Annotated in this window: 24 protein-coding genes; 14 read left to right on the forward strand and 10 right to left on the reverse strand. The window is 62.9% G+C overall.

Going from position 1 to position 25,619, the window contains the following annotated elements:
• Positions 1-24: 24 nt before the first annotated feature.
• Complete coding sequence (locus tag IEW63_RS07585) at positions 25-561, reverse strand: peroxiredoxin (protein ID WP_229710383.1); 537 nt, start codon at positions 559-561, stop codon at positions 25-27.
• 145 nt (positions 562-706) lie between these two features.
• On the opposite strand from IEW63_RS07585, the gene IEW63_RS07590 reads away from it, so the two are divergent.
• Positions 707-1,414 (forward strand): tellurite resistance TerB family protein, encoded by a 708-nt coding sequence (locus IEW63_RS07590; RefSeq protein WP_188635995.1) that lies wholly within the window; start codon positions 707-709, stop codon positions 1,412-1,414.
• A gap of 43 nt (positions 1,415-1,457) precedes the next feature.
• Here the strand turns inward: IEW63_RS07590 and IEW63_RS07595 are convergent, their stop codons facing one another.
• Both IEW63_RS07595 and IEW63_RS07600 read right to left on the reverse strand, forming a co-directional pair.
• Entirely contained in the window at positions 1,458-2,237 is a 780-nt protein-coding gene (locus IEW63_RS07595) for an enoyl-CoA hydratase (protein ID WP_188635996.1), read from the reverse strand.
• Positions 2,238-2,346: 109 nt separating this feature from the next.
• Positions 2,347-2,832 (reverse strand): gluconokinase, encoded by a 486-nt coding sequence (locus tag IEW63_RS07600; RefSeq protein ID WP_188636081.1) that lies wholly within the window; start codon positions 2,830-2,832, stop codon positions 2,347-2,349.
• A gap of 426 nt (positions 2,833-3,258) precedes the next feature.
• Between IEW63_RS07600 and IEW63_RS07605 the strand changes: the two genes are divergently transcribed.
• The gene (locus tag IEW63_RS07605; RefSeq protein ID WP_188635997.1) at positions 3,259-5,253 is read left to right on the forward strand and encodes a carboxylesterase/lipase family protein; all 1,995 of its coding nucleotides are present in this window, start codon (positions 3,259-3,261) and stop codon (positions 5,251-5,253) included.
• Positions 5,254-5,443: 190 nt separating this feature from the next.
• Positions 5,444-6,775: a ferredoxin reductase family protein gene (locus IEW63_RS07610; protein WP_188635998.1), complete on the forward strand. Its 1,332-nt coding sequence runs from the start codon at positions 5,444-5,446 to the stop codon at positions 6,773-6,775.
• Positions 6,776-6,838: 63 nt separating this feature from the next.
• On the opposite strand, the gene IEW63_RS07615 is transcribed toward IEW63_RS07610, so the two are convergent.
• The 4 genes from IEW63_RS07615 to IEW63_RS07630 all read right to left on the reverse strand — a co-directional run bounded on the left by IEW63_RS07615 (position 6,839) and on the right by IEW63_RS07630 (position 10,996).
• Entirely contained in the window at positions 6,839-8,410 is a 1,572-nt protein-coding gene (locus IEW63_RS07615; protein WP_188635999.1) for an FAD-binding oxidoreductase, read from the reverse strand.
• A gap of 13 nt (positions 8,411-8,423) precedes the next feature.
• Complete coding sequence (locus tag IEW63_RS07620) at positions 8,424-9,113, reverse strand: hypothetical protein (RefSeq protein ID WP_188636000.1); 690 nt, start codon at positions 9,111-9,113, stop codon at positions 8,424-8,426.
• 10 nt (positions 9,114-9,123) lie between these two features.
• Positions 9,124-9,456: a c-type cytochrome gene (locus IEW63_RS07625; protein ID WP_188636001.1), complete on the reverse strand. Its 333-nt coding sequence runs from the start codon at positions 9,454-9,456 to the stop codon at positions 9,124-9,126.
• A 67-nt stretch (positions 9,457-9,523) separates the two neighbouring features.
• A complete protein-coding gene (locus IEW63_RS07630; protein ID WP_188636002.1) occupies positions 9,524-10,996 on the reverse strand; it encodes an aldehyde dehydrogenase family protein in 1,473 nt (490 codons plus the stop codon).
• Positions 10,997-11,280: 284 nt separating this feature from the next.
• Here IEW63_RS07630 and IEW63_RS07635 point away from each other — a divergent pair, with 284 nt between their 5' ends.
• On the forward strand, positions 11,281-13,038 hold the full coding sequence (locus IEW63_RS07635; RefSeq protein ID WP_229710385.1) for a sigma-54-dependent Fis family transcriptional regulator: 1,758 nt from the start codon (positions 11,281-11,283) through the stop codon (positions 13,036-13,038).
• Between the two features lie 90 nt (positions 13,039-13,128).
• Here IEW63_RS07635 and IEW63_RS07640 read toward each other — a convergent pair whose 3' ends face one another.
• Together IEW63_RS07640 and IEW63_RS07645 are read right to left on the reverse strand one after the other, a co-directional pair.
• Positions 13,129-14,217, reverse strand: a complete 1,089-nt coding sequence (locus IEW63_RS07640; protein WP_188636004.1) for an NAD(P)-dependent alcohol dehydrogenase — start codon at positions 14,215-14,217, stop codon at positions 13,129-13,131.
• A 206-nt stretch (positions 14,218-14,423) separates the two neighbouring features.
• Entirely contained in the window at positions 14,424-15,203 is a 780-nt protein-coding gene (locus tag IEW63_RS07645) for an IclR family transcriptional regulator (protein ID WP_188636005.1), read from the reverse strand.
• 200 nt (positions 15,204-15,403) lie between these two features.
• Between IEW63_RS07645 and IEW63_RS07650 the strand changes: the two genes are divergently transcribed.
• The 5 genes from IEW63_RS07650 to IEW63_RS07670 all read left to right on the forward strand — a co-directional run bounded on the left by IEW63_RS07650 (position 15,404) and on the right by IEW63_RS07670 (position 22,389).
• Positions 15,404-16,558, forward strand: coding sequence for an efflux RND transporter periplasmic adaptor subunit (locus IEW63_RS07650; RefSeq protein ID WP_188636006.1), 1,155 nt, complete (start codon positions 15,404-15,406; stop codon positions 16,556-16,558).
• Positions 16,559-16,561: 3 nt separating this feature from the next.
• Complete coding sequence (locus IEW63_RS07655) at positions 16,562-19,714, forward strand: efflux RND transporter permease subunit (RefSeq protein ID WP_188636007.1); 3,153 nt, start codon at positions 16,562-16,564, stop codon at positions 19,712-19,714.
• Positions 19,711-21,147: an efflux transporter outer membrane subunit gene (locus IEW63_RS07660; RefSeq protein WP_188636008.1), complete on the forward strand. Its 1,437-nt coding sequence runs from the start codon at positions 19,711-19,713 to the stop codon at positions 21,145-21,147. The genes IEW63_RS07655 and IEW63_RS07660 overlap by 4 nt, the downstream gene beginning before the upstream one ends.
• Positions 21,147-21,689, forward strand: coding sequence for an acyloxyacyl hydrolase (locus IEW63_RS07665; RefSeq protein WP_188636009.1), 543 nt, complete (start codon positions 21,147-21,149; stop codon positions 21,687-21,689). The genes IEW63_RS07660 and IEW63_RS07665 overlap by 1 nt, the downstream gene beginning before the upstream one ends.
• Before the next feature lie 145 nt (positions 21,690-21,834).
• Positions 21,835-22,389: an NADPH-dependent FMN reductase gene (locus tag IEW63_RS07670; RefSeq protein ID WP_188636010.1), complete on the forward strand. Its 555-nt coding sequence runs from the start codon at positions 21,835-21,837 to the stop codon at positions 22,387-22,389.
• A gap of 135 nt (positions 22,390-22,524) precedes the next feature.
• Here the strand turns inward: IEW63_RS07670 and IEW63_RS07675 are convergent, their stop codons facing one another.
• The gene (locus IEW63_RS07675) at positions 22,525-22,869 is read right to left on the reverse strand and encodes a 4a-hydroxytetrahydrobiopterin dehydratase (protein ID WP_188636011.1); all 345 of its coding nucleotides are present in this window, start codon (positions 22,867-22,869) and stop codon (positions 22,525-22,527) included.
• 109 nt (positions 22,870-22,978) lie between these two features.
• Between IEW63_RS07675 and IEW63_RS07680 the strand changes: the two genes are divergently transcribed.
• From IEW63_RS07680 to IEW63_RS07700, 5 genes are all read left to right on the forward strand, one after another.
• On the forward strand, positions 22,979-23,530 hold the full coding sequence (locus tag IEW63_RS07680) for an RNA polymerase sigma factor (RefSeq protein ID WP_188636012.1): 552 nt from the start codon (positions 22,979-22,981) through the stop codon (positions 23,528-23,530).
• Positions 23,523-23,960, forward strand: a complete 438-nt coding sequence (locus IEW63_RS07685; protein WP_188636013.1) for a zf-HC2 domain-containing protein — start codon at positions 23,523-23,525, stop codon at positions 23,958-23,960. Before IEW63_RS07680 ends, IEW63_RS07685 begins: the two co-directional genes overlap by 8 nt.
• A complete protein-coding gene (locus tag IEW63_RS07690) occupies positions 23,957-24,415 on the forward strand; it encodes a periplasmic heavy metal sensor (protein WP_188636014.1) in 459 nt (152 codons plus the stop codon). The genes IEW63_RS07685 and IEW63_RS07690 overlap by 4 nt, the downstream gene beginning before the upstream one ends.
• Positions 24,416-24,515: 100 nt before the next feature.
• A complete protein-coding gene (locus IEW63_RS07695) occupies positions 24,516-25,010 on the forward strand; it encodes a hypothetical protein (protein WP_188636015.1) in 495 nt (164 codons plus the stop codon).
• 127 nt (positions 25,011-25,137) lie between these two features.
• Complete coding sequence (locus tag IEW63_RS07700) at positions 25,138-25,605, forward strand: hypothetical protein (RefSeq protein WP_188636016.1); 468 nt, start codon at positions 25,138-25,140, stop codon at positions 25,603-25,605.
• Positions 25,606-25,619 lie beyond the last annotated feature (14 nt).

Consider the following 25,619-nt stretch of genomic DNA (forward strand, 5'->3'; position numbering starts at 1 on the left):
GCCACCGCGGCGAGCCGTGGCTGGTTATTGCCCGGGCTGACGCCTCTCGACGCCCAGCTCGCCGAGTGTTCTGGCCATGTCCTCGGCTGAAGTAGCCGGCCTGACGTCGGTATCTATCGCCAGCACCCGGCCATCCTTGCCGATATAGAAAGTGTGCCGCCGTGCAAAACCGAGCGGATGCAACACGCCATAGGCACGGGCCACGTCCTTCTCCTCGTCGCTCAGCAGCGGGAAGTCAGCACCGGTTTCGGCAGCAAAACCCTTGTTCTTGCTCAGCGGGTCGACGCTGGCCATGAAGTAGGTGACGTCAAACTCGCGGATCAGATGGCCATTCTCCGCCAGCGACTTGCATTCTATGGTGCAGCCGGAGGTGTAGGCTCTGGGGAACCAGGCCAGTACCACCGCCTGCTTGCCACGGTAGTCCGCCAGCCGATGGATCTCGCCATCCGAGCCCGGCAGCTCGAAATCCGGCGCCGGATCGCCCACTTCCAGAGCCTGGGCGGAAGCGGCTAGCAGCGCCAGTCCCATGCCGGGCAGCCATCGTTTGAAATAATTGAACACGGAATTTGCTCCTGATCGGCAACGAAGGGGTATAGGCTTTGAATCGGGCCGGGAACCCGGCACGCCGACACGCATCAACATTAGCTGCACGTTGCGGGAAATACCACAGCGGTACCCGCTTGTCCTGATCACCACCGAGGTCAACATGAATACACGCAGTCTTCTCGACCAACTGCTCAGCGCCGGAAAGGATCTGCTGCAGAACCAGCAGGGTAACAGCCAGCCCCGCCAACCCGCCGCGCCCGGGAATAATTCCCCATTGGGCGGCATGCTCGGCAGCATCGGCGGTGGCGCCCTCGGGGGTGGTGCGGTGAGCCTGCTGCTGGGCAGCAAGAAAGCCCGCAAGATGGGCGGCAAGGTCATCACCTACGGCGGGCTGGCAGCGCTGGGCGTGGTCGCCTACAGGGCCTACAGCAACTGGCAGCAGAAGCAGAACCAGCCGGGCGCTCCGGCTATCGAGGCACCGCTGCGCACGGTCGACCGGGTGCCCGCCGCCGAGGTGGAGCAGCACAGTCAGGCCATCCTGCGCGCTGTGATCGGCGCAGCCAAGGCCGACGGCCATATTGACGATCGCGAGCGGGAACTGATCGATGGCGAAATTGCCAAGCTGACCACCGATGCGCAGCTGACCCAGTGGTTCGATCAGGAGCTGCGCAAGCCGTTGGACCCGGCCGATATCGCCCGCTCCGCCAGCACCCCGGAGATTGCCGCCGAGATGTATCTGGCGAGCATCATCATGGTCGATGAGGAAAATTACATGGAGCGCGCCTATCTTGACGAACTGGCCCGTCAGCTGAAGCTGGAATCGGGGTTGAAGGCCGAACTGGAGAAACAGGCGGCGGTTGCGCAGTAGACTCACGTCCGCCTCCAGGTCCGCGCCCGGCTGGCAGGCGGGACTACTCGCCGCGCCTGCCGATGCTGCTGAAATCCGGGCTGCGCTTTTCCGCAAAGGCTCTGAATGCTTCCTTCGCCTCTTCACTGCGCAACTGCGCGGAGAAGATGGCGCTTTCGCGTTCCATCCGGCCGAGGATGGTTTCCGTATCCCGCAACAGACCCTTGGCCAGCGCCAACGCGCCTGCCGGCTTCTGTGCCAGCAGGCCGGCGATACGCCGGGTTTCCGCACGCAACTGGTCGCGTGCCACCACCTTGTTTGCCAGTCCCCAGGCATGGGCATCCCGTGCGGCGACCGGCTCACCCAGGGCAAACATTTCGAAGGCGCGCACATGGCCAATACGCAGCGGCATAAGCAGGCTGGAGCCGGCCTCGGGCACCAGTGCCAGATTGATGAAGGGGGCGATCAGCTCGGCATCCTCTGACAGCAGCACATAGTCGCAGTGCAGCAGCATGGTGGTGCCGACGCCTACAGCCTTGCCCTGGACAGCCGCCACCAGCGGCTTGCCCGCCCGTGCCAGCGTCCGCAGGAACCGCTCGACATGGCGTATTGCCGGCCCGTTGCCGGTTGACTGCTGGGCAAACTCCCCCAGATCATTCCCGGCAGAAAAGATCTCGCCGTCGGCCTGCAGCACCACTACCCGGACCTCCGCATCAGCCTCAGCCCTCTGCAGCCCGTCAGCCAACGCTGCGTACATCTCATTGGTCAGGGCGTTTTTTCTGTCAGGCCGGGAAATGGTAAGGCTGAGCACGCCGTCAATCAGGTCGCTGGTTACTTCACTCATCGGACGCTCCTGGAAGGACTTGATCGGCCTTCGAGGGTAAGCGGCCTCGCTCCCCGGGGTCCAGCTGCATCAGTTGCCCTGTAGGTGCGCCATCGGGGCGGTGAATGGATCAGCGCCGGGCGAGCCACCATTCCTGCGCCAGCTGACCGATCCGCTCAACCGGCAGCGTGGCGTCGACCCTCAGTACACAGGGTTCGTCCACCGGACTCTCGAGGGTAGCGAACTGGCTGTCGATCAGTTTGCTGGACATGAAATGCCCCCTGCGCCGGGCCGCCCTGCGCCGCACCTCGGCTTCATCGATCTCCAGAAATACAAAGCCCAGCGCGGGTACCGCCGCGCGCAGGTGATCGCGATAGCTGCGTCTGAGCGCCGAGCAACTCAATACGGGTTTCTCGTTTTTCGTCACTGCATCGGCGAGCAACTCGCCCAGCAGATGCAACCAGAGGGTGCGATCGGCGTCCGTCAACGCAATACCCTCGCGCATCTTCCTGATGTTCTCTGCGCTGTGAAACAGATCCCCCTCGATATGCCGTCCCCCTATCCGCCGGGCGATGGCTTGCGCCACTGTGCTCTTGCCACACGCAGTCACTCCCATCACTACCAATGCAGAGATACCCGCCACCTTATCGCCTCCGCTCGACCTCCCCCCAGTCTAGCCAAAACGGCACATGACCAATCATTCTCGACATGAATTATCGGTCACAAAGCGACCCCCTGGAAGCGGCGGACGATGATCCATTCTGCGCAGACCGAGAGCTCGTTACCCGCTCTGGCCCGGCAGAACACTTCGCGAAATTGGCTCACACGCATTCGCCCGGGCCACGCCGGCCCGACAACGGACAGCGACCCGCTACGCCGTCAGAGCCCGCGCGGTTACTCAGTCAATCCTATACTTCCATGCGGGCCCGGTCGTATCCGGCGCCCTCTGCACCCCCAGGAACGGTGAGCCATAGCGGCAAACCGATCGCATTCACCAGGGATGCGTCGCAGAGTCCCACAACAACAAGAACAGGAGTACTTCATGCAGGGCTTCCCATCACCATGCCGTCATCCGGTGTTGCTTACTGCCGTCATTACCGCGCTCGCGCTGGGCACAAGTGGGTGTTTTGACGGTTCGTCATCCTCTTCCAGCTCCAGGTCCAACAGCGGTATCTTCATCGACAGCGCTGTAGCCGGCCTCGACTACCACGGGGAACGGACTGATCCGGCACTGACCGACGCTGAGGGCCGGTTCAGTTATCGGCGCGATGAAACGCTGCACTTCTCGATCGGTGAGCTGGACCTGGGCTCCGCTGTCGGGGCCGAGGTGCTGACACCGCTCAGCATTACCGAAGGCGCCACCGCGGCAGACGACCCGCGGGTCATCAACAGATTGGTGCTGCTGCAGACACTGGATGCCGACGGCGACCTGAACAACGGCATCCAGCTTACCGAGGCCATCCGCGAGGAAGTATCGCGCCACGCAGCCGACATCGACTTTGACCAGCCCAGCGCCGATTTCAACGCCAGCCTCACGCCCCTGCTGGCGACACTGGAAAGCGCCGGCGCCTTCACCGACACCGACCCCAGGGCGCGGCGGGTAACCCAGGCCGAGGACGCACTGGAACACTTCCTTCGTTCCACCGGTGAACGCGTCGTGGTCGAGACCACCCACGGCGAGCTGCGCGGTTTCGCCGCTGACGCCAACACCTGGCAATTCCTGGGTATCCCCTACGCGAAACCGCCGATCGGCGAGCTGCGCTGGCGCGCCCCCGAGGCGCTGGAACCCTGGGAGGGCACCCGCGAGGCCATCGCCTGGAGTGATCAGGCCGCGCAGAATTCCGCCCTGGAGCGCTTTGGCGAGGGCGGCATGAGCGAAGACTCCCTGTACCTCAACGTGACGGCACCCAGGAACGCCGACAAGCTGCCGGTGATGGTCTGGTTCCACGGGGGTGGCTTCACCTCCCTGACCAGCAACACCCGGCCGTTCAACAACCCTGAGGCACTGGCCAGCAAGGGCGTGGTACAGGTTTCAGTGAACCATCGTCTCGGGCCGTTCGGTTATATCGCGCACCCCGATCTGAGTGCCGAGAGCGGTTACAACGGCTCCGGCAACTATGGCCAGATGGATCTGATTGCGGCTCTGGAGTGGGTGCAGGACAACATCGCCGCCTTTGGCGGGGATCCGGACAATGTCACCATCTTCGGAGAATCCGGCGGCGGTCGGAAGGTGCTGTCGCTGATGGCCTCCCCCCGTGCTGCCGGCCTGTTCCACCGGGCCATCAGCCAGAGCGGCACCCTGCATCCGGACACCCGCACCCTGGCCAGTGCCGAAGCCATAGGGGTACGCCTGCAGGAAAACCTCAATGCGGCCTCGCTTGCCGAAATGCGCGAACGCACCTGGATGGAAGTGGTGGCCGCCGCGGCGACCCTGGTGCCCTATACCAACATCGACAACCACTACCTGCCCTATGCCGAACGGGAGGCCTTCGAAAGCGCGTCACAGAACGATGTGCCCTTCATGTTCCTGATCAACACCAATGACACCGAGGAGCCGATTGCCACAGTACTCAACGTGTTCCCCTGGATGGCGGACCACAGCACCTCGCCCCATTACGCCATGCACTTCAGCAAGCAACCTGCCGGCTGGCGGGAGATGGGCGTGACCGCTTACCACGCTGCGGAACTGGCCTACCTGTTCAACATGCCGGAAAGCGTCATAACCCACTACCAGCTGGGCCTGGTGCTGGATCCGGCCACCGGTCGCTCGGTACAGATCGGTGATCTGAACGGCAACGGCATCACCGGTTCCCAGGGTGATACCGATGACATCTTCACCTCCGCCGGCTTCGACGAAACCGACGACCTGGTCATCGAGCGCATGATGACCATGTGGACCAACTTCGCCAAGACCGGTGACCCGAGCATTCCCGGGGAACTGGAATTCCCGCTGTACGACGCCCAGGCCCAGCGCTATGTCGAGATGGACACTGAAGCCAGCGTCCAGACCGATATTTCCAGCGTGTTCGCAGACTGACTGTCGCCCCCAGTACGGCAACAGATTCAGCCATGGAGTAACTTCCACACGGCCGCACACTCCGTCAGGGGGTGTGCAGCCCTTCCCGCCCACTCCCTCCCATTGCCGACGCAAAGTAATTGACCTGGATCATGGCTGCAGCCCCGCTCCAGGCGTCTAATGGGCTTATACCCTCTCCGCGGAGCAAGTAATGCGTCGTATCACCTGGGTGTTCTGGCTCATCCTGGCCGTACTGACCGTGCTGTGGTTGCTGGCTGAGCCAGGGGCGTTCGGTACTCACGGGATTTTCCCCGTACGCACCCTGCTGGTCCAGCTGACCGGCATCCTGGCCATCGGCTGCATGAGTCTGGCCATGCTGCTGGCCCTGCGACCGCGCTGGCTGGAAGGCTGGCTGGGCGGGCTGGACAAGATGTACCGGCTGCACAAGTGGCTGGGCATCGGCGCGCTGGTGCTGTCCGTCCTGCACTGGCTGGTGACCAAGGGGCCGAAGTGGGCGGTAGGCTGGGGCTGGATCACCCGCCCGGCCAAGGACGGCGGCGCCAACCTCTCGACACTGGAAGCCTTTTTGCGCGGCCAGCGCGGGCTGGCCGAAAGCATCGGCGAATGGGCTTTCTATGCCGCCGTACTGCTGATCGCCCTGGCACTGATCAAGCGCTTCCCCTACCGGCTGTTCTACCAGAGCCACCGGCTGCTGGCGCTGGTCTACCTGGCACTGGTGGTGCACAGCCTGGTACTGCTCACATTCAGCTACTGGACCACACCGGTCGGCTGGGTCACCGCCGCGTTGCTGGCCGTCGGCAGCTGGGGCGCGCTGCAGTCATTGCTGAGACGGATCGGCACCGGACGGCGGGTGTCCGGCCGCATTACCGGACTGCATTACTTCCCCGGCGTCCGTTCCCTGCAGGTGGACGCGCGGGTGCCGGGCTGGCCGGGACACCAACCCGGTCAGTTTGCCTTCGCAACCTCGGACCGCAGCGAGGGCTTTCACCCCTACACCATCGCCTCCTGCTGGCAGCCGCAGAACCCGCAGATCACCTTCATAGTCAAGGAGTTGGGAGATCATACCCGCGCCCTGCACGAGCGGCTGCGCGTGGGCGCAGAGGTCACCGTGGAAGGGCCATACGGCTGCTTCACCTTCGATGACGATCGCCGTCGGCAGATCTGGATCGGCGGCGGCATCGGCGTCACGCCCTTCATCGCCCGTCTCCGGCATCTGGCCAGCCACCCGCAGGACAACCGGCCGGTGGACTTCTTCCACAGTACCGCCGAGGTCGACGAGGAGGCCCTGGCGAGACTGGCAGAGGATGCCAGTCACACGCAGGTTCAGATGCATCTGCTGATCAGCAGCCGCGACGGCTACCTGACCGGCGAACGCATACGCGCCGCCGTACCCGACTGGCAGGAGGCAAGCATCTGGTTCTGCGGCCCGGCGGGATTCGCTCAGGCCCTGCGCGAGGATTTCGCCCGGCACGGCTTTGACGTGCACCGGCACTTCCATCAGGAGATGTTCGACATGCGCTGAGCCAGGGAACCGGAAACGACAAAGGGCAGCCCGAGGGCTGCCCTTTGTCTGGTACGGAATCGATCAGGACTTCTTGTAGTTGTCCAGATCGATGCCCGAACGGCCCGGGGCGAGAATGTTGTTCGGGTCCACAGCGCGCTTGATGGCGTGCTCCAGATCCCGTTTCACTTCCCCGTAGCTCTGTGCCACCCGCTCCTGGAACCGGGTGTTTACACGGTACACCGCATAGCCTTCCTTCTCGAACTCGTCCAGCAGTTCGTTGAAGCAGGCGTCGGCGCGCTGGGTTTCTTCCTCGTTGGTGCGGTCGTACAGCACGTCGATGACGTGGTGCATGTCACGCGGGGCAACGATGAACTCCGCAACATAGTCCAGGCCATGCTTGTGCAGAATGCGCTTGGCCAGTGCCGCCTGCTTGCGGCACTCGCTTCCGCGTGCCTCGCTCACCGGCGCGAACCACATGGAGCCACCGCCCCCACGCCAGTTGTACAGACCGAATTCCTGCAGGTTGGGCACACCGGACATCAGCTCGGCGCGGTATTTGAACGGCTGGGTATCGCCGGCGTCTTCCTGGGTGACGATACGGCCCTTGCCGAGCTTCTTGAAGGTGTCGGTGACGATCTTCCAGTTCACGTCGACCTGCTCCTGGGTACCGTACAGCGCTGCGTACAGGTTCCAGGCGCCCATGCCGGTGTCTTCCTGCATCTTCTTCAGGATTTCGTCCGGAGTGTGGCCGGGCTCGGAGGTGTACTGGGCCCGGGTCAGGTGGGCACTGCCCGCTTCCCACAGCACGTTGGCAATCACCACCGAGTTGGGAATGGTGTTGTTCATGCGCAGCGGACGCAGGGCATCGACAATCTCGATGATATCTTCTTCATTTTCGAAGATTACTTCGAAGGGCTTGAACACCGGCGGCTTGGGCATCAGCCAGAAGCCCATCTTGGTGCAGATACCGTAGTTGGCCTGGGTGAACATGCCGTCCAGGGTCGGACCGTAGCCCCACTTGAAGATCTGCCAGGTGTTGCTGCCCTTCACACCGCCCATGCCGGTGCGGTAGACATCACCATTGGCCAGTACCACTTCCATGCCGCACTGCATCATGAAATGTTCGCCGTAGGGGGTGTAACCCACACCACGGTCCATGGTGTTACCCACCGGGCCGGCAATGGCCGACGGAGCGGAGAACGACAGCATGACCGGCAGGTTGTTTTCCTGAATGTAGTTGTACAGCTGGCCGTAGGTGACGCCCGGCTCGACCAGCGCGTAGCACATTTCGGGATCGATCTTGATGATCTTGTTCATCTTCTTCAGATCCAGAATCACCTGGCCACGCTGTCCGGGAGCAGCCGAGCCGTAGCCGAAGTTGCGGCCGGTGGAGATGGTCCAGATCGGGATGCGGTGCTCGTTACAGATCTTGACCACACCCTGCACCTGTTCGACCGTGGTGGCAGTCAGCGCGGCGGAGGGGGCATGGGCGGCGTTTTCCACCGACATCATGATCTTGTTGTAGGGCACCAGCTGCTGCTGTTCCAGCAGCACGTTCTCGTCACCCAGCAGGGCGCGGAACTTGTTTACCGCCTGGTTGAAGTTTTCCTGCGTGACACCTTTGGGCAGCAGGGAAGCATTTTGTTCAGACATGGATCAGACTCCTTCAGGTCTCGATCGAAAAGGAAACGAAGCTGCCGTTCAGTGGCATGCGGTTGGCGGTGACCAGCGGAGCCATGGCCGGACGGCGTACGCCCAGCGAGCCAAGCAGGTAACCCAGGCTCGCAGCCCACTGCTCGGAGTGCGCCATGGTGCGTGCGGGACCGGCCAGCTGACGGGCCGGTGCGGTACTGCCCGAGCGCTCTTCGTTTAGGCTGAAACCTGCACCGCAGGCATGCAGCTGGCGGCTCATCTGCCGCGAGCAGCCTTCGGCGAGGGAGGTATTGAGCAGATGATGGCGGCTCTGCCCCGCGCTGGCCATGTGCTGGCCGACCCAGTTCACCCGGGCTCCGGCACTGCGCGCCTGGTCAATCACCAACGCAGCGGTGGCATCATCCAGCAGGCCGATGATGTGCATCGGCTTGCCGCTGCGCAATTGCATGTCCAGCTGCTGCATGACGCTCAGACTGGAATCCATCTTCTGCAGCTGCATGGGGTTGCCACTCGCCCGGACACCCTCGACAAAGGCCGAGTCCGCGGTTTCCCGGCCAACCAGCGCCACCACCGGTCGGCTGCCGGCGCCCGCGCCGGGTGCACCGGAGACACCCGCCAGTGAAGGCAATGAGGCCCCCATGGTCAGCCCAGCGAGACTGCCCCAGGCCATACCCTTGAGTACAAAACGACGATCCACACTCATGATGGCCTCCTCAGGGTTGCTCTACCAGCGGCAGGGTTGCGATGTACTCGGTCACCTTGGTGATGGATTCATCATCGACGTAGGAATCGGGAAAGGCCGGCATGGCGTTGAAGCCGTTGCGCACGATGGCCTTGACATAGGCCTCCGGCAGGCCACGTCCGCCCAGCGACGGGCCGACGTTGACTTCGGGGGCGTGGCAGTGACCGCATACGTTGTCGTACAGGTGCTTGCCACTGTCCCACTGAGGTTGCTCTTCTGCCTGAGCGGCCGCCGACAGCAGTACCAGTGGCAGGCCTGCCAGCAGGACACGCTTGGCAGTCGCACTGCCTGGAAGTGACTTCATCTGGAGACTCCTTTTCTGTATTTCTCTTTATATCGAGCCGCATGACTCGCTCGATGGACTAAACGACTCAGAACGGATAACCGCGCGGGGTGTGCTGCACAGTGATCCAGTGATCGGTGGTGAACTCTTCGATCGCCCAATCGCCGTTGAAGCGCCCCAGACCCGAGTTCTTCTCACCACCGAAGGGCGCGTTGGGCTCGTCATTCACCGGCATGTCGTTGACGTGGGTCATGCCGGCACGGATGCCCTGGGCAAACGCCACACCCTTGGCGATATCCCGGGTGAACACCGCGCTGGACAGGCCATACTCTGTGCTGTTGGCCAGTTCCAGCGCGTGATCCGCGTCGCGCGCCGTCTGGATACCGACCAGCGGTCCGAAGATTTCCTCGCGGGCGATTTCCATGTCCGGGGTGACGTTGCCGAACACATGGGGAGGCATGACGTTGCCCTGGGGCTCGCTGCCCACCAGCAGGGTCGCGCCCTCTTCCTGTGCCAGGCGGACCTTCTCCTTGAGACCGTCCAGCTGCTTGGCGTTGATTACGGGGCCGACCACGGTTTCCGGTTTGCTCGGGTCGCCATAGGGCAACGCCTTGACCCGCTCGACGAAGCGGTTGGTGAATTCTTCCACCAGCGGCTGCTCGACGATGATGCGGTTGACTGCCATGCAGATCTGGCCCTGATGCAGGAAGGAACCCACCACCGCAGCATTGACTGCCGCTTCCACGTCAGCATCTGCCAGCACCACGAACGGGCTGTTGCCACCCAGCTCCAGCGCCACATGCTTGAGATGCTCACCGCCGGCGGCAATCCGACCGATGTTGCGGCCGACAGGGGTGGAGCCGGTGAAGGAAATGAACGCCGGTACCGGATGCTCAACGAACGCGTCGCCGATTTCGGAACCGGGCCCCACCACTACGCTGAGCACGCCCGCCGGCAGACCGGCCTCTTCGAAGATGCGCGCCAGCAGCAGGCCACCGGTCACCGGGGTATCACTGGCGGGCTTGATGACGACCGCGTTACCCAGCGCCAGCGCCGGTGAAACCGAACGGGCGCTGAGGTGCAGCGGGAAGTTCCATGGGCTGATCACACCGATGACCCCCAGCGGCGCGCGATACACGCGGCTTTCCTTGCCCGGCACGTCGGAAGGCAGGATACGACCGTGGACCCGGCCAGGCAGGCTCGCGGACTCCAGAGTGATGGCACGGGCGGCGCCCCATTCGATCTGCGCCTTGATCCGGCTGCTGCCAGCTTCCCGGATCAACCAGTTGACGATCTCGTCCTTGCGCTCGTCGAAGATTTCCACTGCCCGGCGCATGACGCTGCCACGCTCGGTGGGTCCCATGGCCGCCCATTCGCGCTGGGCCTCGGCCGCCTTGCGATAGGCTTCGTCCAGGTCCTCGCGGGTGGCCATTGGCACACTCAGCAATTGTTCACCGGTGAAGGGATCTGTCACGTCCAGGGTGCGGGTGCCGCTCCCGGCACGCCACTGGCCGGCAATCGGCTGAAGTTCCAGATTCTGAAAGACAGGCTTGCTAGTCATCTGATTTCTCTCTCATATGTTCGACTCCCAACGCCCCGGCGGCAGGCCGGCAGGCCCCGCAACGCACAGGAAGGGATTCCTGGTGTGTTACAAGTTCTGTGCCAGCTTCAGCTTAGGCGACGAAACGCCGCACAGCCATTCCCCGCGACCCAACGGTCAGAAGCCGGCCGGTGAATGTGTCTAAATTTCAACACGCGCGTATAATTGAGCGCGCAAATTTCACCACATACAGGCACTGAATGGCGGACATACCTGCATATACAGATAAGCTGCTCGAACGACTGATGGCCAATCGCAAGAGCCTTTTCGTCGATCCATCCGACCAGCTGAGCAGCGGTTACCCCAGCCCTGCACAACTGGCCGAGGCGATTGCCTTCGCTCCGGCCCAGGGCAATATCTGGATGTTCGGGCGGCGTTACCTGCTCATGCAGGGCGCCACCTTCGGTGAGATCCGCCGCGAACTGATCAACGAGCTGGGCCTGGAAAAGGCCCGCGGCATCTATACCAGCACCGGTTGGCACGCCGGGGCGCGCCTGGCACGCCAGGTCGCCCAGCAGTGGCCAGAGGGGGACCACGGCAGCCTGTACAGTGCCGGACCACGTCTGCACATGCTCGAAGGAATGGTCAATGTCGAAACCATTCACTTCGAGATAAACAGCGAGGCCGGCAGCTTCTACACCGACCTGTACTGGCACAACTCCCTGGAAGCCCAGGCCCATCTGGCCCATCACGGCACCGCCGGCGAGTGCGTGTGCTGGATGCAGACCGGCTTCGCCAGTGGCTACGCTTCCGCCCTGCTCGGCCGGATGGTGGTGTTCCGCGAGACCGAATGCCGCGCCACCGGTCATGCTGCCTGTCGCATCATCGGCAAGACCGCCGAGCAATGGGCCGACCTGGAGGGCGACCAGTCAGACCCGGAAGACGACAGCTTCTTCAGCCACGTCTTTCATGGCATGTCCGAGCCAGAGCACAGTTCACAGGAAGATCTCGAGGACCCGGACATGCTCGGCAACTCCCCTGCCTTCCTGCGTGCCCAGCGCATGCTGCAGCGGGTAGCTCCAACCCAGGCCACGGTATTGCTGACCGGTGAATCCGGGGTGGGCAAGGAGCTCTTTGCCCAGTACCTGCACCGCCACAGCCCGCGCAGCCATAGCCCGCTGGTCAGCCTCAACTGCGCCTCACTGCCGGAGAACCTGGTCGAGGCCGAACTCTTCGGCGTCGAAAAAGGCGCCTACACCGGCGCCGACCGCAGCCGCCCGGGGCGCTTCGAGCGGGCCGATGGTGGCACCCTGTTCCTCGATGAGATCGCCTCCCTCAGTCTTGACGCCCAGGGCAAGATTCTCCGGGCCCTGCAGGAAGGCGAGATCGAGCGGGTCGGCGGCGACAAACCCATCCGCGTTGATGTGCGGCTGGTCGCTGCCGCCAACGTACAGCTGCGCGACGAGGTCCAGGCCGGGCGTTTTCGTCAGGACCTGTTCTACCGGCTCAATGTCTACCCCATCCAGATTCCGAGCCTGCGCGAACGCAGGGAAGACATCCCGCTGCTGATGAATCACTTCCTGCAGCGTTACTGCCAGCTGCACCAGCGCGAGATCAGCGGCTTCACCGCCCGCCTGATCAACACGCTGCTCACCCACGACTTCCCGGGTAACATCCGCGAACTGCAGAACCTCATCGAGCGCGGCGTCATCAGCTGCGATGAAGGCCAGGCCATGGACCTGCAGCACATCATGCTCAACGGCGAGCAGTTCGATGACGAAGCGCCCTTCGGCCTGACCGCCGAGGGCAAGCTGGATATCGCCGCTGCGAATATCCCCAACCCGGCGCCGGTGGCCAGTTCCGCCGCCCCACTTCATCCCGCCATTGCCCGCCTGGCCGCTTTTCTCAACGGCACCGACGAACGTCTGCAAACGTCGGTGAACGAGGTGGAGGAGCTGTTGATCGATCATGCGCTCAAGCGCACCAACGGCAATGTCACTGCCGCGGCGCATCTGATCGGGTTGAGTCGTGCGCAGATCAATTATCGGTTGAAGGGGAAGTAGCTGACGGGGGGCCGTCTCCCCTCTCTCCCGCCCCCCCTCCCGCGAAGGGAGAGGGGAGGCAGGCCCGGACAGGCCGCAGCACGCAGCCGATCAGGCCAGCCTGAGGATGGGCTTGACGGTGGTGCCGTTGGCGGAATCCTCAAAGGCCTGGTTGATGTCTTCGAAGTCATAGAATTTGACCAGCCTGTCGAAGGGAAACTTGCCGGCCTTGTGGAATTCCACCAGCTTGGGAATGAACACGCGGGGTACCGAGTCACCCTCGATGACGCCGATCATGCCCTTGCCCTCGGCCATCAGGTCGTTGTGTACATCGATGTTCATTTCGGGGGTCACACCCACGATGGCCACCTTGCCGAGGGGACGCAGCGCATGCAGGGACTGGCGCACGACCGGCGGCACACCGGTGGACTCCACGGCGTAATGGGTACCGCCGCCGGAGGCTTCCCTGATCTCCTTGACCACATCCACGTTCTTGCCGTTGAACGCATGGGTTGCGCCCAGCTCCAGCGCCAGCTCCAGACGGTTATCATGCACATCCACCGCGAAGATCTGCTGACAGCCGGCAATCTTCGCCGCCATGATCGCGCTCAGGCCCACCGCACCACAGCCGTATACCGCGATGGACGTGCCGAACGCCGGTCTGATGCTGTTCAGCACGGTGCCGGCACCGGTCTGGATGCCGCAACCCAGCGGTCCGAGCAGCGCCAGATCCACATCCTTGTCGACCTTCACCACGTTGCGCTCATGGGCAACGATGTGGGTACCGAAGGACGATTGACCAAAGAAGGTGTGCAGGTCGGTGTCGCCCTGATGCAGACGGCAGGTATGGTCATCCATGCGGCCGCCGAAGTTCAGTTCGTTGAACGCCGAACATACGGTCGGGTGGCCGGTCAGGCAGTTTTCACACTGGCCACAGTGGGCGAAGGACATCACCACGTGGTCGCCCGGCTGCAGGCTGGTCACGTTTTCACCCACCTTCTCCACCACACCGGCGCCTTCATGACCGAGCACGATCGGATAAGGCGACACGCCCAGATCGCGGCCCACCGCATCGGTGTGACAGACACCGGTAGCAACGATCTTGACCAGCACCTCGTTGGCCTTCGGGCCGGAGAGGGTCACCTCTTCGATGGAAAAGGCTTCGCCCTGGGCGCGTGTTACAGCTGCTTGAATCTTCATATTCGGACTCCGTTGTGTGTTCAACAGTGGAACCTGTTCGGGTAAGGGCATCCGAACAAGCAAGAATCGAACCAGTGCTTCGGTTGAGACAGCTTCAGCCGCTCACGGCTGACACCGGGCTGCAGGAGGCTCCCTGCTCAAAGCATGGCACAGGGATCATGACTCTTCGAACCAGCCGTCCGCCGATCGACTGACCGGGTGTGGGCTCAGACCTTGCCCAGGCTGTGGCCGATGGCCCGCTCGATCTCCTGCTTGCAGGCCAGCAGCGCTGAGCAGACCTTCTCGACCTCTTTCTCCAGCCTGGCGGTGGGCGCCACCACACTGAGGGAATACAGCCCCAGATAGGTGTCGAGCGCCACCGAGCATGAGCCGACGCCATCGAGCGCTTCCCCCATTTCGGTGCTGACCTTGCTCTGGCGCGACTGCTGCAGATCAGCCAGCAGCCCTGCCAGATCCAGGGTGCGCTCGGTCGGCGCAGGCAGCGGGTCCGGCAGCAGTTCACGTACCGAGCTGTCGGGCATTTCCGCCAGCAGTATCTTGCCGCCTGCCGCCGCGTGGGCCGGTGCGGTGATGCCGATGGGAAAGACCACCCGCAACTCCCGCTCGGCGACGATACGGTCGATGACATAGACCTGTTCATCGACCAGCGCCGACAGGCACACCGATTCCCGCAGGTCGGTGGAGAGCTCCTGCAGATAGGGCCGGGTCAGCGAGATGATGTCGGTCTGCGACTGGTTGATCAGTTGCCCGAGTGCCGGCCCCAGGCGCACGCCGCCGCCGGGCCCCACATGCTCGACCAGCCGCTCCTCGAACAGCGCATTGATGATGCGCTGCACAGTGGAGCGCGGCAGGCCCACCTCCTGGGCGATGGCTGCAAGGCTCAGCCCCTGTGGGTTCCTGCCCAGGGCGCGCAATATCTGCCCGGCCCTGGCGATGACCTGAATCCCCGTGGGCTTCCCCTGTTCCGCATCGTGCTCTTGACTCATTCGCTTCTCCGTGACCGGTTGCCATCGCCCGGGTTGACCGTTTTATACAGCCCCTCCGATATACCCGATGACAACCCTCTTGACCATGTTTCCCCGCCTGCTTATCAACTCACCTGCAAAAACATCTTACACAAAAACCCGCATACAGGTACACTGTACCGCTTTATGATACACAGCTTCCTGAAAACCAATGGAGAAAGATGCCGGTGAACTATTCCACACCCTTGCGCCTTGCGATGGCCCTGCCGCTGACAGCGGCGTTGCTGGCAGGTTGCGGCCAGACAGAACAACCGCAGCAGTCCGAGCGCATCCCGGAAGTCGGGGTATACACCGTCAAGGCCCAACCACTGACGCTGACCACCGACCTGCCGGGGCGTACCAGCGCCTATCGGGTAGCGGAGGTCCGTCCCCAGGTCACGGGGATTCTGCAGGAGCGCCTGTTCACTGAAGGGAGTGAGGTCGAGAAGGGGCAGCAGCTCTATCAGATTGACCCGCGGACCTACGAAGCCCAGCTGGCCCAGGCCGAAGCGAACCTGAAGACCGCCGAGAACCTGGCCCGCCGGTACAAGCGTCTGCTCAGCACCAACGCGGTCAGTCAGCAGCAGTACGACGATGCGATGGCCGCCTGGGCACAGGCCAGAAGTGCCGTACAGGTGGCACGCATTGATGTGCAGTACACGAAGGTACTTTCACCGATTTCCGGCCAGGTTGGCCGCTCCGCCGTTACCGAAGGCGCGCTGGTCACCAACGGCCAGCCGCAGGAACTGGCGACCGTGACCCAGCTGGACCCCATCTATGTAGACGTGAACCAGCCGATCACCAAGATGCTCGGCCTGCGCCGGGCGCTGGATTCCGGTCGCTTGCAGAGCAGCGGCGATGATCAGGCCCGGGTGACCCTGAAACTGGAGGACGGCAGCGCCTACCCCCTGCCCGGCGTGCTGAAGTTCTCCGAGGTCACCGTCGACCCGAGCACCGGCGCGGTGACCCTGCGCGCGGAATTCCCCAACCCGGACCGCACCCTGCTGCCCGGCATGTTTGTTCGTGCCCAGCTGCAGGAAGGCATCCGGGAAGACGCCATACTGGTGCCCCAGCAGGCCGTGTTCAGAGACAGCCGCGGCGTGGCCAACATCTGGGTGGTCGGCGAGGACGGCATTGCCCGCCAGCGCGAGGTGGAAACCCTGCGCACGGTCGGCAACAGCTGGCTGGTCGGCGACGGCGTGGAGGATGGCGAGCAGGTAGTCACCGAAGGTCTGCACATGCTGCGCAACGGCATGGAAGTCGCCACCGCCCCTGCCAGCAACCTGAATCTGGTGACCGAATTCGGCCAGCCGCTGGCCAGCACCGCCCGGGAGTAATCAATGCCACACTATTTCATAGACAGGCCCATCTTCGCCTGGGTACTGGCGATCGTGGTCATGCTGGCCGGCGCGCTGTCGCTGTTCAAGCTGCCGATCAGCCAGTATCCGAATATTGCCGCTCCGGCCATCGCCATCAGCGTGGTCTATCCCGGTGCCTCGGCGGAAACCGTGCAGGACACGGTGGTTCAGGTCATCGAGCAGCAGCTCAGCGGTCTGGACGGCTTCCGCTACATGTCCTCCAGCAGCAACTCCGACGGCAGCGCCCAGATCATCGTGACCTTCGAGCAGGGTACCGACTCGGATATTGCCCAGGTGCAGGTGCAGAACAAGCTGCAGCTGGCCACGCCGAAGCTGCCCGAAGAGGTACAGCGCCAGGGCATCCGGGTGGTCAAGTATCAGGTCAACTTCATGCAGATCATCGGCCTGATCGACGAGAGCGGCCGCATGGATGACTTCGACCTCGGCAACTATATCGCCTCCCACCTGCAGGACCCCATTTCCCGCATCGATGGGGTGGGCGACTTCTTCCTGCTCGGTTCGCAGAACGCCATGCGCATCTGGCTCGACCCGGCCAAGCTCAACAGTTATCAACTGACACCGGGCGATGTGGCCGACGCCATCCGCGAGCAGAACGTGCAGGTATCCTCCGGCCAGCTGGGCGGCCTGCCCGCCCACAGCGGCAACCAGCTCAACGCGACCGTGATCGGCAGTACCCGCCTGACCTCCGCGGACGAGTTCCGCGAGATCCTGGTCAAGGTCAACGAGGACGGTTCACAGGTACGTGTCAAGGATGTGGCCGAAGTCGGTCTGGGCGCGGACAACTACTCCATCTCCGGCAACTTCAACGGCACGCCGTCGGCGGGTATCGCCCTGCGCCTTGCGCCCGGTGGCAACCTGCTGGAAACCGTCGACAACGTCCGCGCGGTCCTGGATGCCCAGGAACCCTTCCTGCCGGATGGGGTGAAGATCATCTATCCCTATGACACCACCCCGGTGGTGGAAGCCTCCATCAGCTCGGTGGTAATGACCATCCTGGAAGCCATCCTGCTGGTGTTCCTGGTCATGTACCTGTTCCTGCAGAGTTTCCGTGCCACGTTGATTCCGACGCTGGCTGTGCCGGTGGTGCTGCTCGGCGCGTTTGCCCTGCTGCCGCTGTTCGGCCTGAATATCAACGTGCTGACCATGTACGCCATGGTGCTGGCGATCGGGCTGCTGGTGGATGATGCCATCGTGGTGGTGGAGAACGTCGAGCGGCTGATGCACGAGGAAGGGCTTTCGCCACTGGAGGCGACCCGCAAGTCGATGCACCAGATCAAGGGTGCGCTGGTGGGTATCGGTATGGTGCTGTCCGCCGTGTTCGTTCCCATGGCGTTCTTCGGCGGCTCGGCGGGCATCATCTACCGCCAGTTCGCCATCACCATCGTGATCTGCATGACCCTGTCGGTGCTGGTGGCGCTGATCTTCACCCCTGCGTTGTGCGCCACTTTCCTGAAGGCCCCCAGGCCTGGCCAGTCGCTCAACGAGAAAAAGGGGTTCTTCGGCTGGTTCAACCGCACCTTCGACCGCGGCACCCAGCGCTTCGAGCGCGGCGTCGGCGGCATGCTGGCGCGCCGTGACCGCTATCTCGTGGTGTTCCTGCTGATCGTGGTCGGCACCGGGTACCTGTTCACCCAGATTCCGGCGGCCTTCCTGCCTGATGAAGACCAGAGCCTCCTTATGGTGGAAGTGCGCATGCCGGCCAACGCCAGCGCCGAGCGCACCGAAGCGGTATTGACCGAGATCCGCGAGTACCTGCTGGAAGAGGAAGCCGACATCATTGCTTCGGTCCAGACCGTCTCCGGCTTCAACTTTGCCGGACGCGGCCAGAACTCCGGCGCGGCCTTCGTGCAGCTGAAGGACTGGGCGCTGCGCAGCAACGATGGGCAGGATGTATTCAGCCTGACCGCCCGGGCCCAGGAGCGTTTCAACCAGATCAAGGATGGGCAGATCATGGTATTCCCGCCCCCGGCGATCCTGGAAATGGGTAACGCCATGGGCTTCAACTTCTATCTGCAGGATAACGTCGGCCTCGGCCATCAATCACTCATGGCCGCCCGGGATCAGTTCCTGCAACTGGCCAACGAGCATCCGCTGCTGACGGCAGTGCGCCCCAACGGCAAGGATGACGAGCCGCAATTCAAGGTCAATATCGACCGGGAGAAAGCCCGCGCCCATTCGTTGAGCATTGCCGCGATCAACGAGACCATGTCCGCCGCCTGGGGCTCGATGTATGTGAACGACTTCATCGATCAGGGCCGGGTCAAGCGGGTCTACCTGCAGGGGAACATGGATTCGCGCCTGGCACCCGAGGACTTCGAGAAATGGTACGTACGCAACAGGCACGGTGAGATGATCCCCTTCTCATCCTTCGCCACCGGTGAATGGACCTGGGGTTCACCCAAGCTGGAGCGCTACAACGGTATCTCCTCGGTGGAAATCCTCGGCCAGCCGGCACCAGGCTACAGCACCGGTGATGCCATGGTGGCAATCGACGAGATCATGCAGCAGCTGCCGCCGGGCATCGGCCTGGCCTATACCGGCCTGTCCTACGAGGAGATCCAGACCGGCGACCAGGCGCCGCTGCTGTACGCCCTGACGGTGCTGATCGTGTTCCTCTGTCTGGCTGCGCTCTACGAGAGCTGGTCGGTTCCGGCAGCGGTGATCATGGTGGTGCCGCTGGGTGTGATCGGGGCGGTATCCGCCACCCTGCTGCGCGGCCTGACCGCGGATGTGTACTTCCAGATCGGCCTGATGACCACGGTGGGGCTGACGGCGAAGAACGCCATCCTGATCGTCGAGTTCGCCAAGGACCTGTACGAAAACCAGGGCCGCAGCCTGGTGCAGGCTGCCATCGAAGCGTCCCGCCTGCGCCTGCGTCCGATCCTGATGACCTCGCTGGCCTTCACCTTCGGCGTGCTGCCGATGGCACTGGCCAGCGGCGCCGGTCAGGGCAGTCAGCACTCCATCGCCACCGGTGTGGTTGGCGGCATGATCACGGCAACCGTGCTGGTGGTGTTCTTTGTGCCGCTGTTCTACGTACTGGTGGTCGGCCTGTTCAAACGCAAGCCGAAAGAGGCCCCTGAAGAGACGCAAGCCGCAGGAGAAAGCGTATGAAAATGAGATATGTGAGCCTGGCCGTTGCGCTGGCCCTCTCCGGCTGCAGCCTGGTGCCGGAATATGAGCAGCCCGCGTCCCCGGTGGCCGACAGCTGGCCACAGGGGGTTGCCTACCAGGCCACCGAAGCCAGTGAGGCCGGCCTCCGGCCGCCGGCCTGGGAGGAGTTCTTCCAGTCCCCCGAGCTGCGGCAGCTGATACAGCTGGCACTGGAAAACAACCGTGACCTGCGCCAGGCGGTCCTGAATGTGGATGCCTACCGCGCACTGCACCGGATCCAGCGCTCGGAGTTGCTGCCCAGCGTCGGCGTGGATGGCAGCGGCAACCGCCAACGCGTCCCCGATGACCTTTCGCCCACCGGCGAGTCGGGCATCAACAGCCAGTACAGTCTCACCCTGGGCACCAGCTGGGAGCTCGACCTGTTCGGTCGCGTCCGCAGCCTCGAAGGCGCTGCGCTGGAGCGTTACCTGGCCACCGAGCAGGCACAGTATGCGGTGCAGCTCGCGCTGGTCAGTGATGTGGCCAGTGCCTGGCTGACCTGGAATGCGGACCATGCCCTGCTGGAACTGACCCGGGCCACCCTCGAGAGTTATCAGGAAAGCCTGGAAATGATCGAAGCCAGCCATGAAGGCGGGATCGCGTCGGCCCTGGATGTGCGCCAGGCTCGCAGCCTGGTCGAGCAGGCCAGGGTGCAGCTGGAGCTTTATACCAGACAGGTGGCACAGGACCGCAACGCACTCGGCCTGCTGGTGGGCGCCGCCATTCCGCAGGACTTGCTGCGCAGCAGTGAACTGGACAGCAGCCTGCTGGCCACCCTGCCCTCGGGCCTGCCGGCGGACGTGTTGCAGCATCGCCCGGATATCCGCGCCGCCGAACACCGGCTGCGGGCTGCCAATGCGGACATCGGCGCGGCCCGTGCGGCATTCTTTCCGAACATCCGGCTGACGGCCGGCGCCGGTACCGCCAGTGCCGACCTCGACGGGCTGTTCGATGGCGGCTCCGGCACCTGGAGTTTCATCCCGCAGATCAACCTGCCGATCTTCACCGCCGGGCGCCTCAAGGCCAACCTGGAATACAGCGAGATCCAGCGTGACATCAACGTCGCCGCCTATGAGAAGAGCATCCAGAACGCCTTCCGCGAGGTGGCCGACGGCCTGGCGGCACAGGGCACCTACTCCGCCCAGGTACAGGCGCAGAACGATCTGGTAACCGCCACCCGGGAATATTACGAACTGGCCCAGCAGCGTTATGACGAAGGGGTGGACAACTACCTGATCGTTCTCGATGCCCGGCGCGAACTCTTCGCCGCGCGTCAGGCGCTGCTCAGTTACCAATTGCAACAGCTGACAAGCGAAGTGGCCCTGTATCGGGCGCTGGGCGGCGGCTGGCAAGCCAACGCCCCGACACCGCAAACAACCAACAAGGAGACCTGATGAACAAGCACCTTGAACTGGCCGCCATGGCCCTGGCGGCACTGGCGAGCACTGCCCTGGCAGTGGCTCCGGTACACGCGCAAGACAGCGACAATCACGTTTCTGCCGGCGTCGGCGTTACCGGCCAGGGCGAGATGACCTGGCGGGCCAGCCTGGCCCATGACTGGGACAGGAGCTGGTGGCAGAGCGAGCGCGGCTACCTCACCGGTTACTGGGACACCGCCTACACGTACTGGGAGGGCAGCGACGCCTCGGGCGCGCACTCCCTGTCCTTCAGCCCGGTACTGGTGTATCAGTTCAACGGCGACCGTGTACGTCCTTTTGTCGAGTTCGGGATCGGTGTCTCGCTGTTCTCCTCAACCGACGTGGGCGAGCGTGACATGGGCTCGGCCTTCCATTTCGAGGATCGGCTGGGGGCTGGTGTGGTACTGCCCAGCGGCAGTCGCCTGGGCGTGCGTGCCATGCATTATTCCAACGCCGGCATCAAGAACCCGAACGACGGTATCGAAAGCTACGCCCTGTTTTACAGCCGCCCATTGTAGGCCCGTTATCTATCGATCATATCGATAGCTCGCATGCAAAATATGCGCTTTCATGATCGATACAGCTGTCCGATAATGGCGTCAGCACATCAACTTCAACTCGAGCAGCCCGGTACGCCGGGCTCACATAGAGACAAGGGCATACATGAACAGAACATATCATCTGGCTATTCTGGTCGGCAGCAACCGCCGCGAGTCCATCAACCGTCAGCTGAGCGAGGCCATGGCCCGCCTGTTACCGGCCAATATCAAGGTCAGCTATCCGCAGATCGACGACCTGCCGCTGTATAACCTCGACCTGGAAGGCGAGCGCCCAGCCAGCGTTAACCGCTTCACCGATGAGATTCGTGCTGCCGACGGCGTACTCATCGTCACCCCCGAGCACAACCGCTCCCTGCCGGCGGTACTGAAAAACGCCATCGACTGGGGCTCCAAACCGATGGGCAGCAACGTCTGGTTCGACAAGCCCGTCGCCCTCACCGGCACCTCGCCGGGTGCTATCGGAACCGCGCTGGTGCAGCAACACCTGCGCCAGATCATGGGCATCCTCGGCTCGGTGGTGCTGGGCGGCGAAGCCTACGTGCAATTTCACCCCGAGTTGATTGATGCAAACGGGGATATCGGCCCGCAGAGCCGGGATTTTCTCCAGGGCTACCTGAACCGCTTCGTCACCCTGATAGAAAAGCTCGCCCCCCAATAACCCCAAAGCTATGCCGAACTCCCGGGGCGCGCTCCGGGAGGGGCGAGTTCCACCTCGCCCACTTGTGTCTGCCGCAACCACGCTGCGTCGAGGAGGACCTCGACACTCCAAACGGTCAGCTCCCCGCGTTCACGGTCAGCTCCCCGCGTTCAATTGATCGGTGCGCGCGGCCATGATGAAGTCATTGCGGTGCAGCCCTTTGATCTTGTGCGTCCACCAGCGCACCGTGACCTTGCCGTATTCCAGTAGAATCGCCGGATGGTGGCCTTGTTCTTCCGCGAGCTGTCCTACCTGATTGGTAAAGGCCAGCGCAGCGGCAAAGTCCGCAAATGTGAATGCCCGGCGCAGCTGCGGTACACCCTCCTCTTCCACCTGTTCCCAATCCGGGATCTGCTGTCGCAGCTCCTGCGCCTGCTGCTCTGTCACCTTCGGCGCATCCGCCCGGCAGGCTTCGCACTGTTGTTCGCTGAGTTGACTCATGGACGCTCTCCGTTGATTGATCCAAGCTGATACAGAGTAGACCAACCCCGTATGGAACATTTCCCTGGGCTACTGCGTTAGACAAGCAAGGGATAACCAGAGAGAGCACATGCAGACTGACGGACAGCTGATTCGCCGAGCCCAGGCGGGAGACAGCCAGGCGTTCGGCGCTTTGGTGCAGCAGCATCAAGGGCGGGTGTACTCCTTTACCCGGCGCCTGTGCAGCAACCCTGACCATGCACTGGATATTACTCAGGACACCTTTATCAAGGCCTGGCAAGCGCTCCCTGACTGGCGTCCCGAAGCGCGATTCGAAACCTGGTTGCTGCGCATTGCCCGCAACACGGCCATCGATGGTCTGCGCCGCGGCCGACATGAGCCCGAACCCCTGCCGGACGATGCTGTACTGGTCGATCACGGGCCGTCACCGTTGCGCCAGCTGGAAAGCAGCCGCCGCATCGCCCAGCTGGAAACATTGCTGGCTCAGCTGCCATTGGCCCAGCGCGAGGTCATCTTGCTGCGCGAGCTGGAAGGCCTTTCCTATCAGGAGCTGGCTGCGGCACTGGACATCAGCGAAGGCACGGTCAAGTCACGCCTGGCCCGCGCCCGCAGCGCACTGCTCGAAGCACGCCACAACACCACAGGAGCATCAGATGAATGAACATCCGGACATCAGCCAGCTGTCCGCCCATCTCGATGGCGAGCTGGACAGCACAGAAACAGCCCGGGTCAGCGGCCATTTACTCAGCTGTCCTGCCTGCCAGCAGCAGTACCGGGGCCTGCGCGACCTGAGCAGCGATATGAACCAGTTGCCCATGCTCACGCCCGAGCTGGATATCACGGCGCTGCTCGGACAGCTCCCGCAGCGCCAGCATCCGGTGCCTGCACAAAGCCACTGGCGTCGGGCGCTACCCGGCGCGGCAGCCGCGGCATCACTGGTGCTGGGCCTGTTAATCGGTGCGGGATTGGATGCACCCGCCCCCACCACCCATGAACCAGCCTTCGCGGCACTGGCGATTCTGGACAGCACGCCGCCGGGTGCCCTGTGCCGTCAGCCCGAGCTCTGCTATTTACAGGAGAAACAGCAATGAAGATCACCACCCTGCGCCTGGCGCTGACCCTGTCTATGCTGTTCAACCTTGGTGTAGTCGGGGCTTTGAGCTGGCAGCAATTTACCGAACACCAGCGCTCGCAGCCCGGCGAACCGCTGCTGGTAAGGGAGCTGCAGCTCAACGATGAGCAACGCCAGCGCTGGCAGGACACCGAAGAACCTTTTCTGCGCGAGCTGACCCAGTCCGGTCTGGTGATTGAGCAGCAACGCAATCAACTGATCGAAAGCATCTTTGCCGAGCAACTGGACCACCAGCGTATCGCCACAGCACAGACAGCGCTTGCCGAACAGCAGAACCATCAGCAACGCCTGGTCATTGATCAGTTGCTGCGCGAGCGGGAGATTCTGAACGGGGCCCAGCGCCAGCGGCTGGCACAGCTGTTGAAGCACGACTCGTCACTGTCTTCGCACGCGGAAATGCTGCATAACGAATGACATTCAACAAGCAATGGAACAAAACCGGGGGCAGGTTCGTTAGTAGATATGAAGCCGGTCACAATAGCTGACCACCCCTCTTTCAGACTCGAGGTACATTATGAAAATCAAAGCACGCCAAGCTGCCATTCCCTTTGCCCTGACGACTGCCCTGCTGTTTTGCGGGGTCAGCCTGGCGGCAGACAACGCGGCCCTCCACGATCATGACCATGGAGATGCCTCTTTCGAGTTGCAACTGGATAACGGCCAGAAGTGGGCCATCGATCCTCCGCTGCGCAAGGCGATGAACGATATCAACGGGGCGATGCGCTCGTCACTGGAGGCAATTCACCAGGATCGCCTGTCAGACGAGGATTACGCCGCACTGGCCAATCAGGTGAATGACGGTGTCGCCTATATGGTTGCCAATTGTGAACTGCCACCCGATGCCGATGCCCAGTTGCACATGGTCATCGCCCAGCTGATGGCTGGCTCGCAGAAGATGACAGGCGACAGCGATGCGTCCGCCCGTGATGGGGCAGTACAGGTGCTCGGCGCCCTCGATGCCTATGCACAGTACTTCGATCACGCGGATTTTGTGCCCGCTGCGCACTGATCACCGCCCTCATCCTGATCCGGACCGGCGCGCAGCTGCGCGCCGGTTTTTTTCTGCCTAGCCTGGAGAATCCCCGGGTTCTGGCCAACAATTGGGGCATGCCATTCACTACTGTCGAGTACCTGCCATGACGACCAACGCCGCCACCGGCCAGACCACCATCGATACAGCCACCGGCGCAACAGACCTGAGTGAGTTCGAGCGTCGCAACTACAGCGGTGATCAGGATGAGCAGAGCGCTTTCGAACGGCTGGTCACATCATGCAAGGAAGTGGCCCGCCACCTGCGCGCCCAAGGGCCCGGGGTGGTAGCGGTTATCGCGGATCACGTGTGCTGGGTGTCGCCGCTCTTTACCGCCGAAGAGCCTTTAGTATCCGCGCTGGGCAAGGACCTGACGCGCACCGAGTTCACCTACGCGTTTTTTCCTTCCCATACCGAAGACCTGACAGCCCGGGAGCTGGATGACATTTCCGATGCGGTTCAGTCCTGGCTGGATGATCCGGTATTCCAGCCCCTGAACCAGACGGAACTGGACAAGGCGGTGCCGGTGATCATCGAACGCTGGACGGATGACGACTGCAGATATCTGCCCTGAAACGACAAAGGGCG

This window comes from Halopseudomonas pertucinogena (assembly GCF_014646575.1).
Classification (GTDB): domain Bacteria; phylum Pseudomonadota; class Gammaproteobacteria; order Pseudomonadales; family Pseudomonadaceae; genus Halopseudomonas; species Halopseudomonas pertucinogena.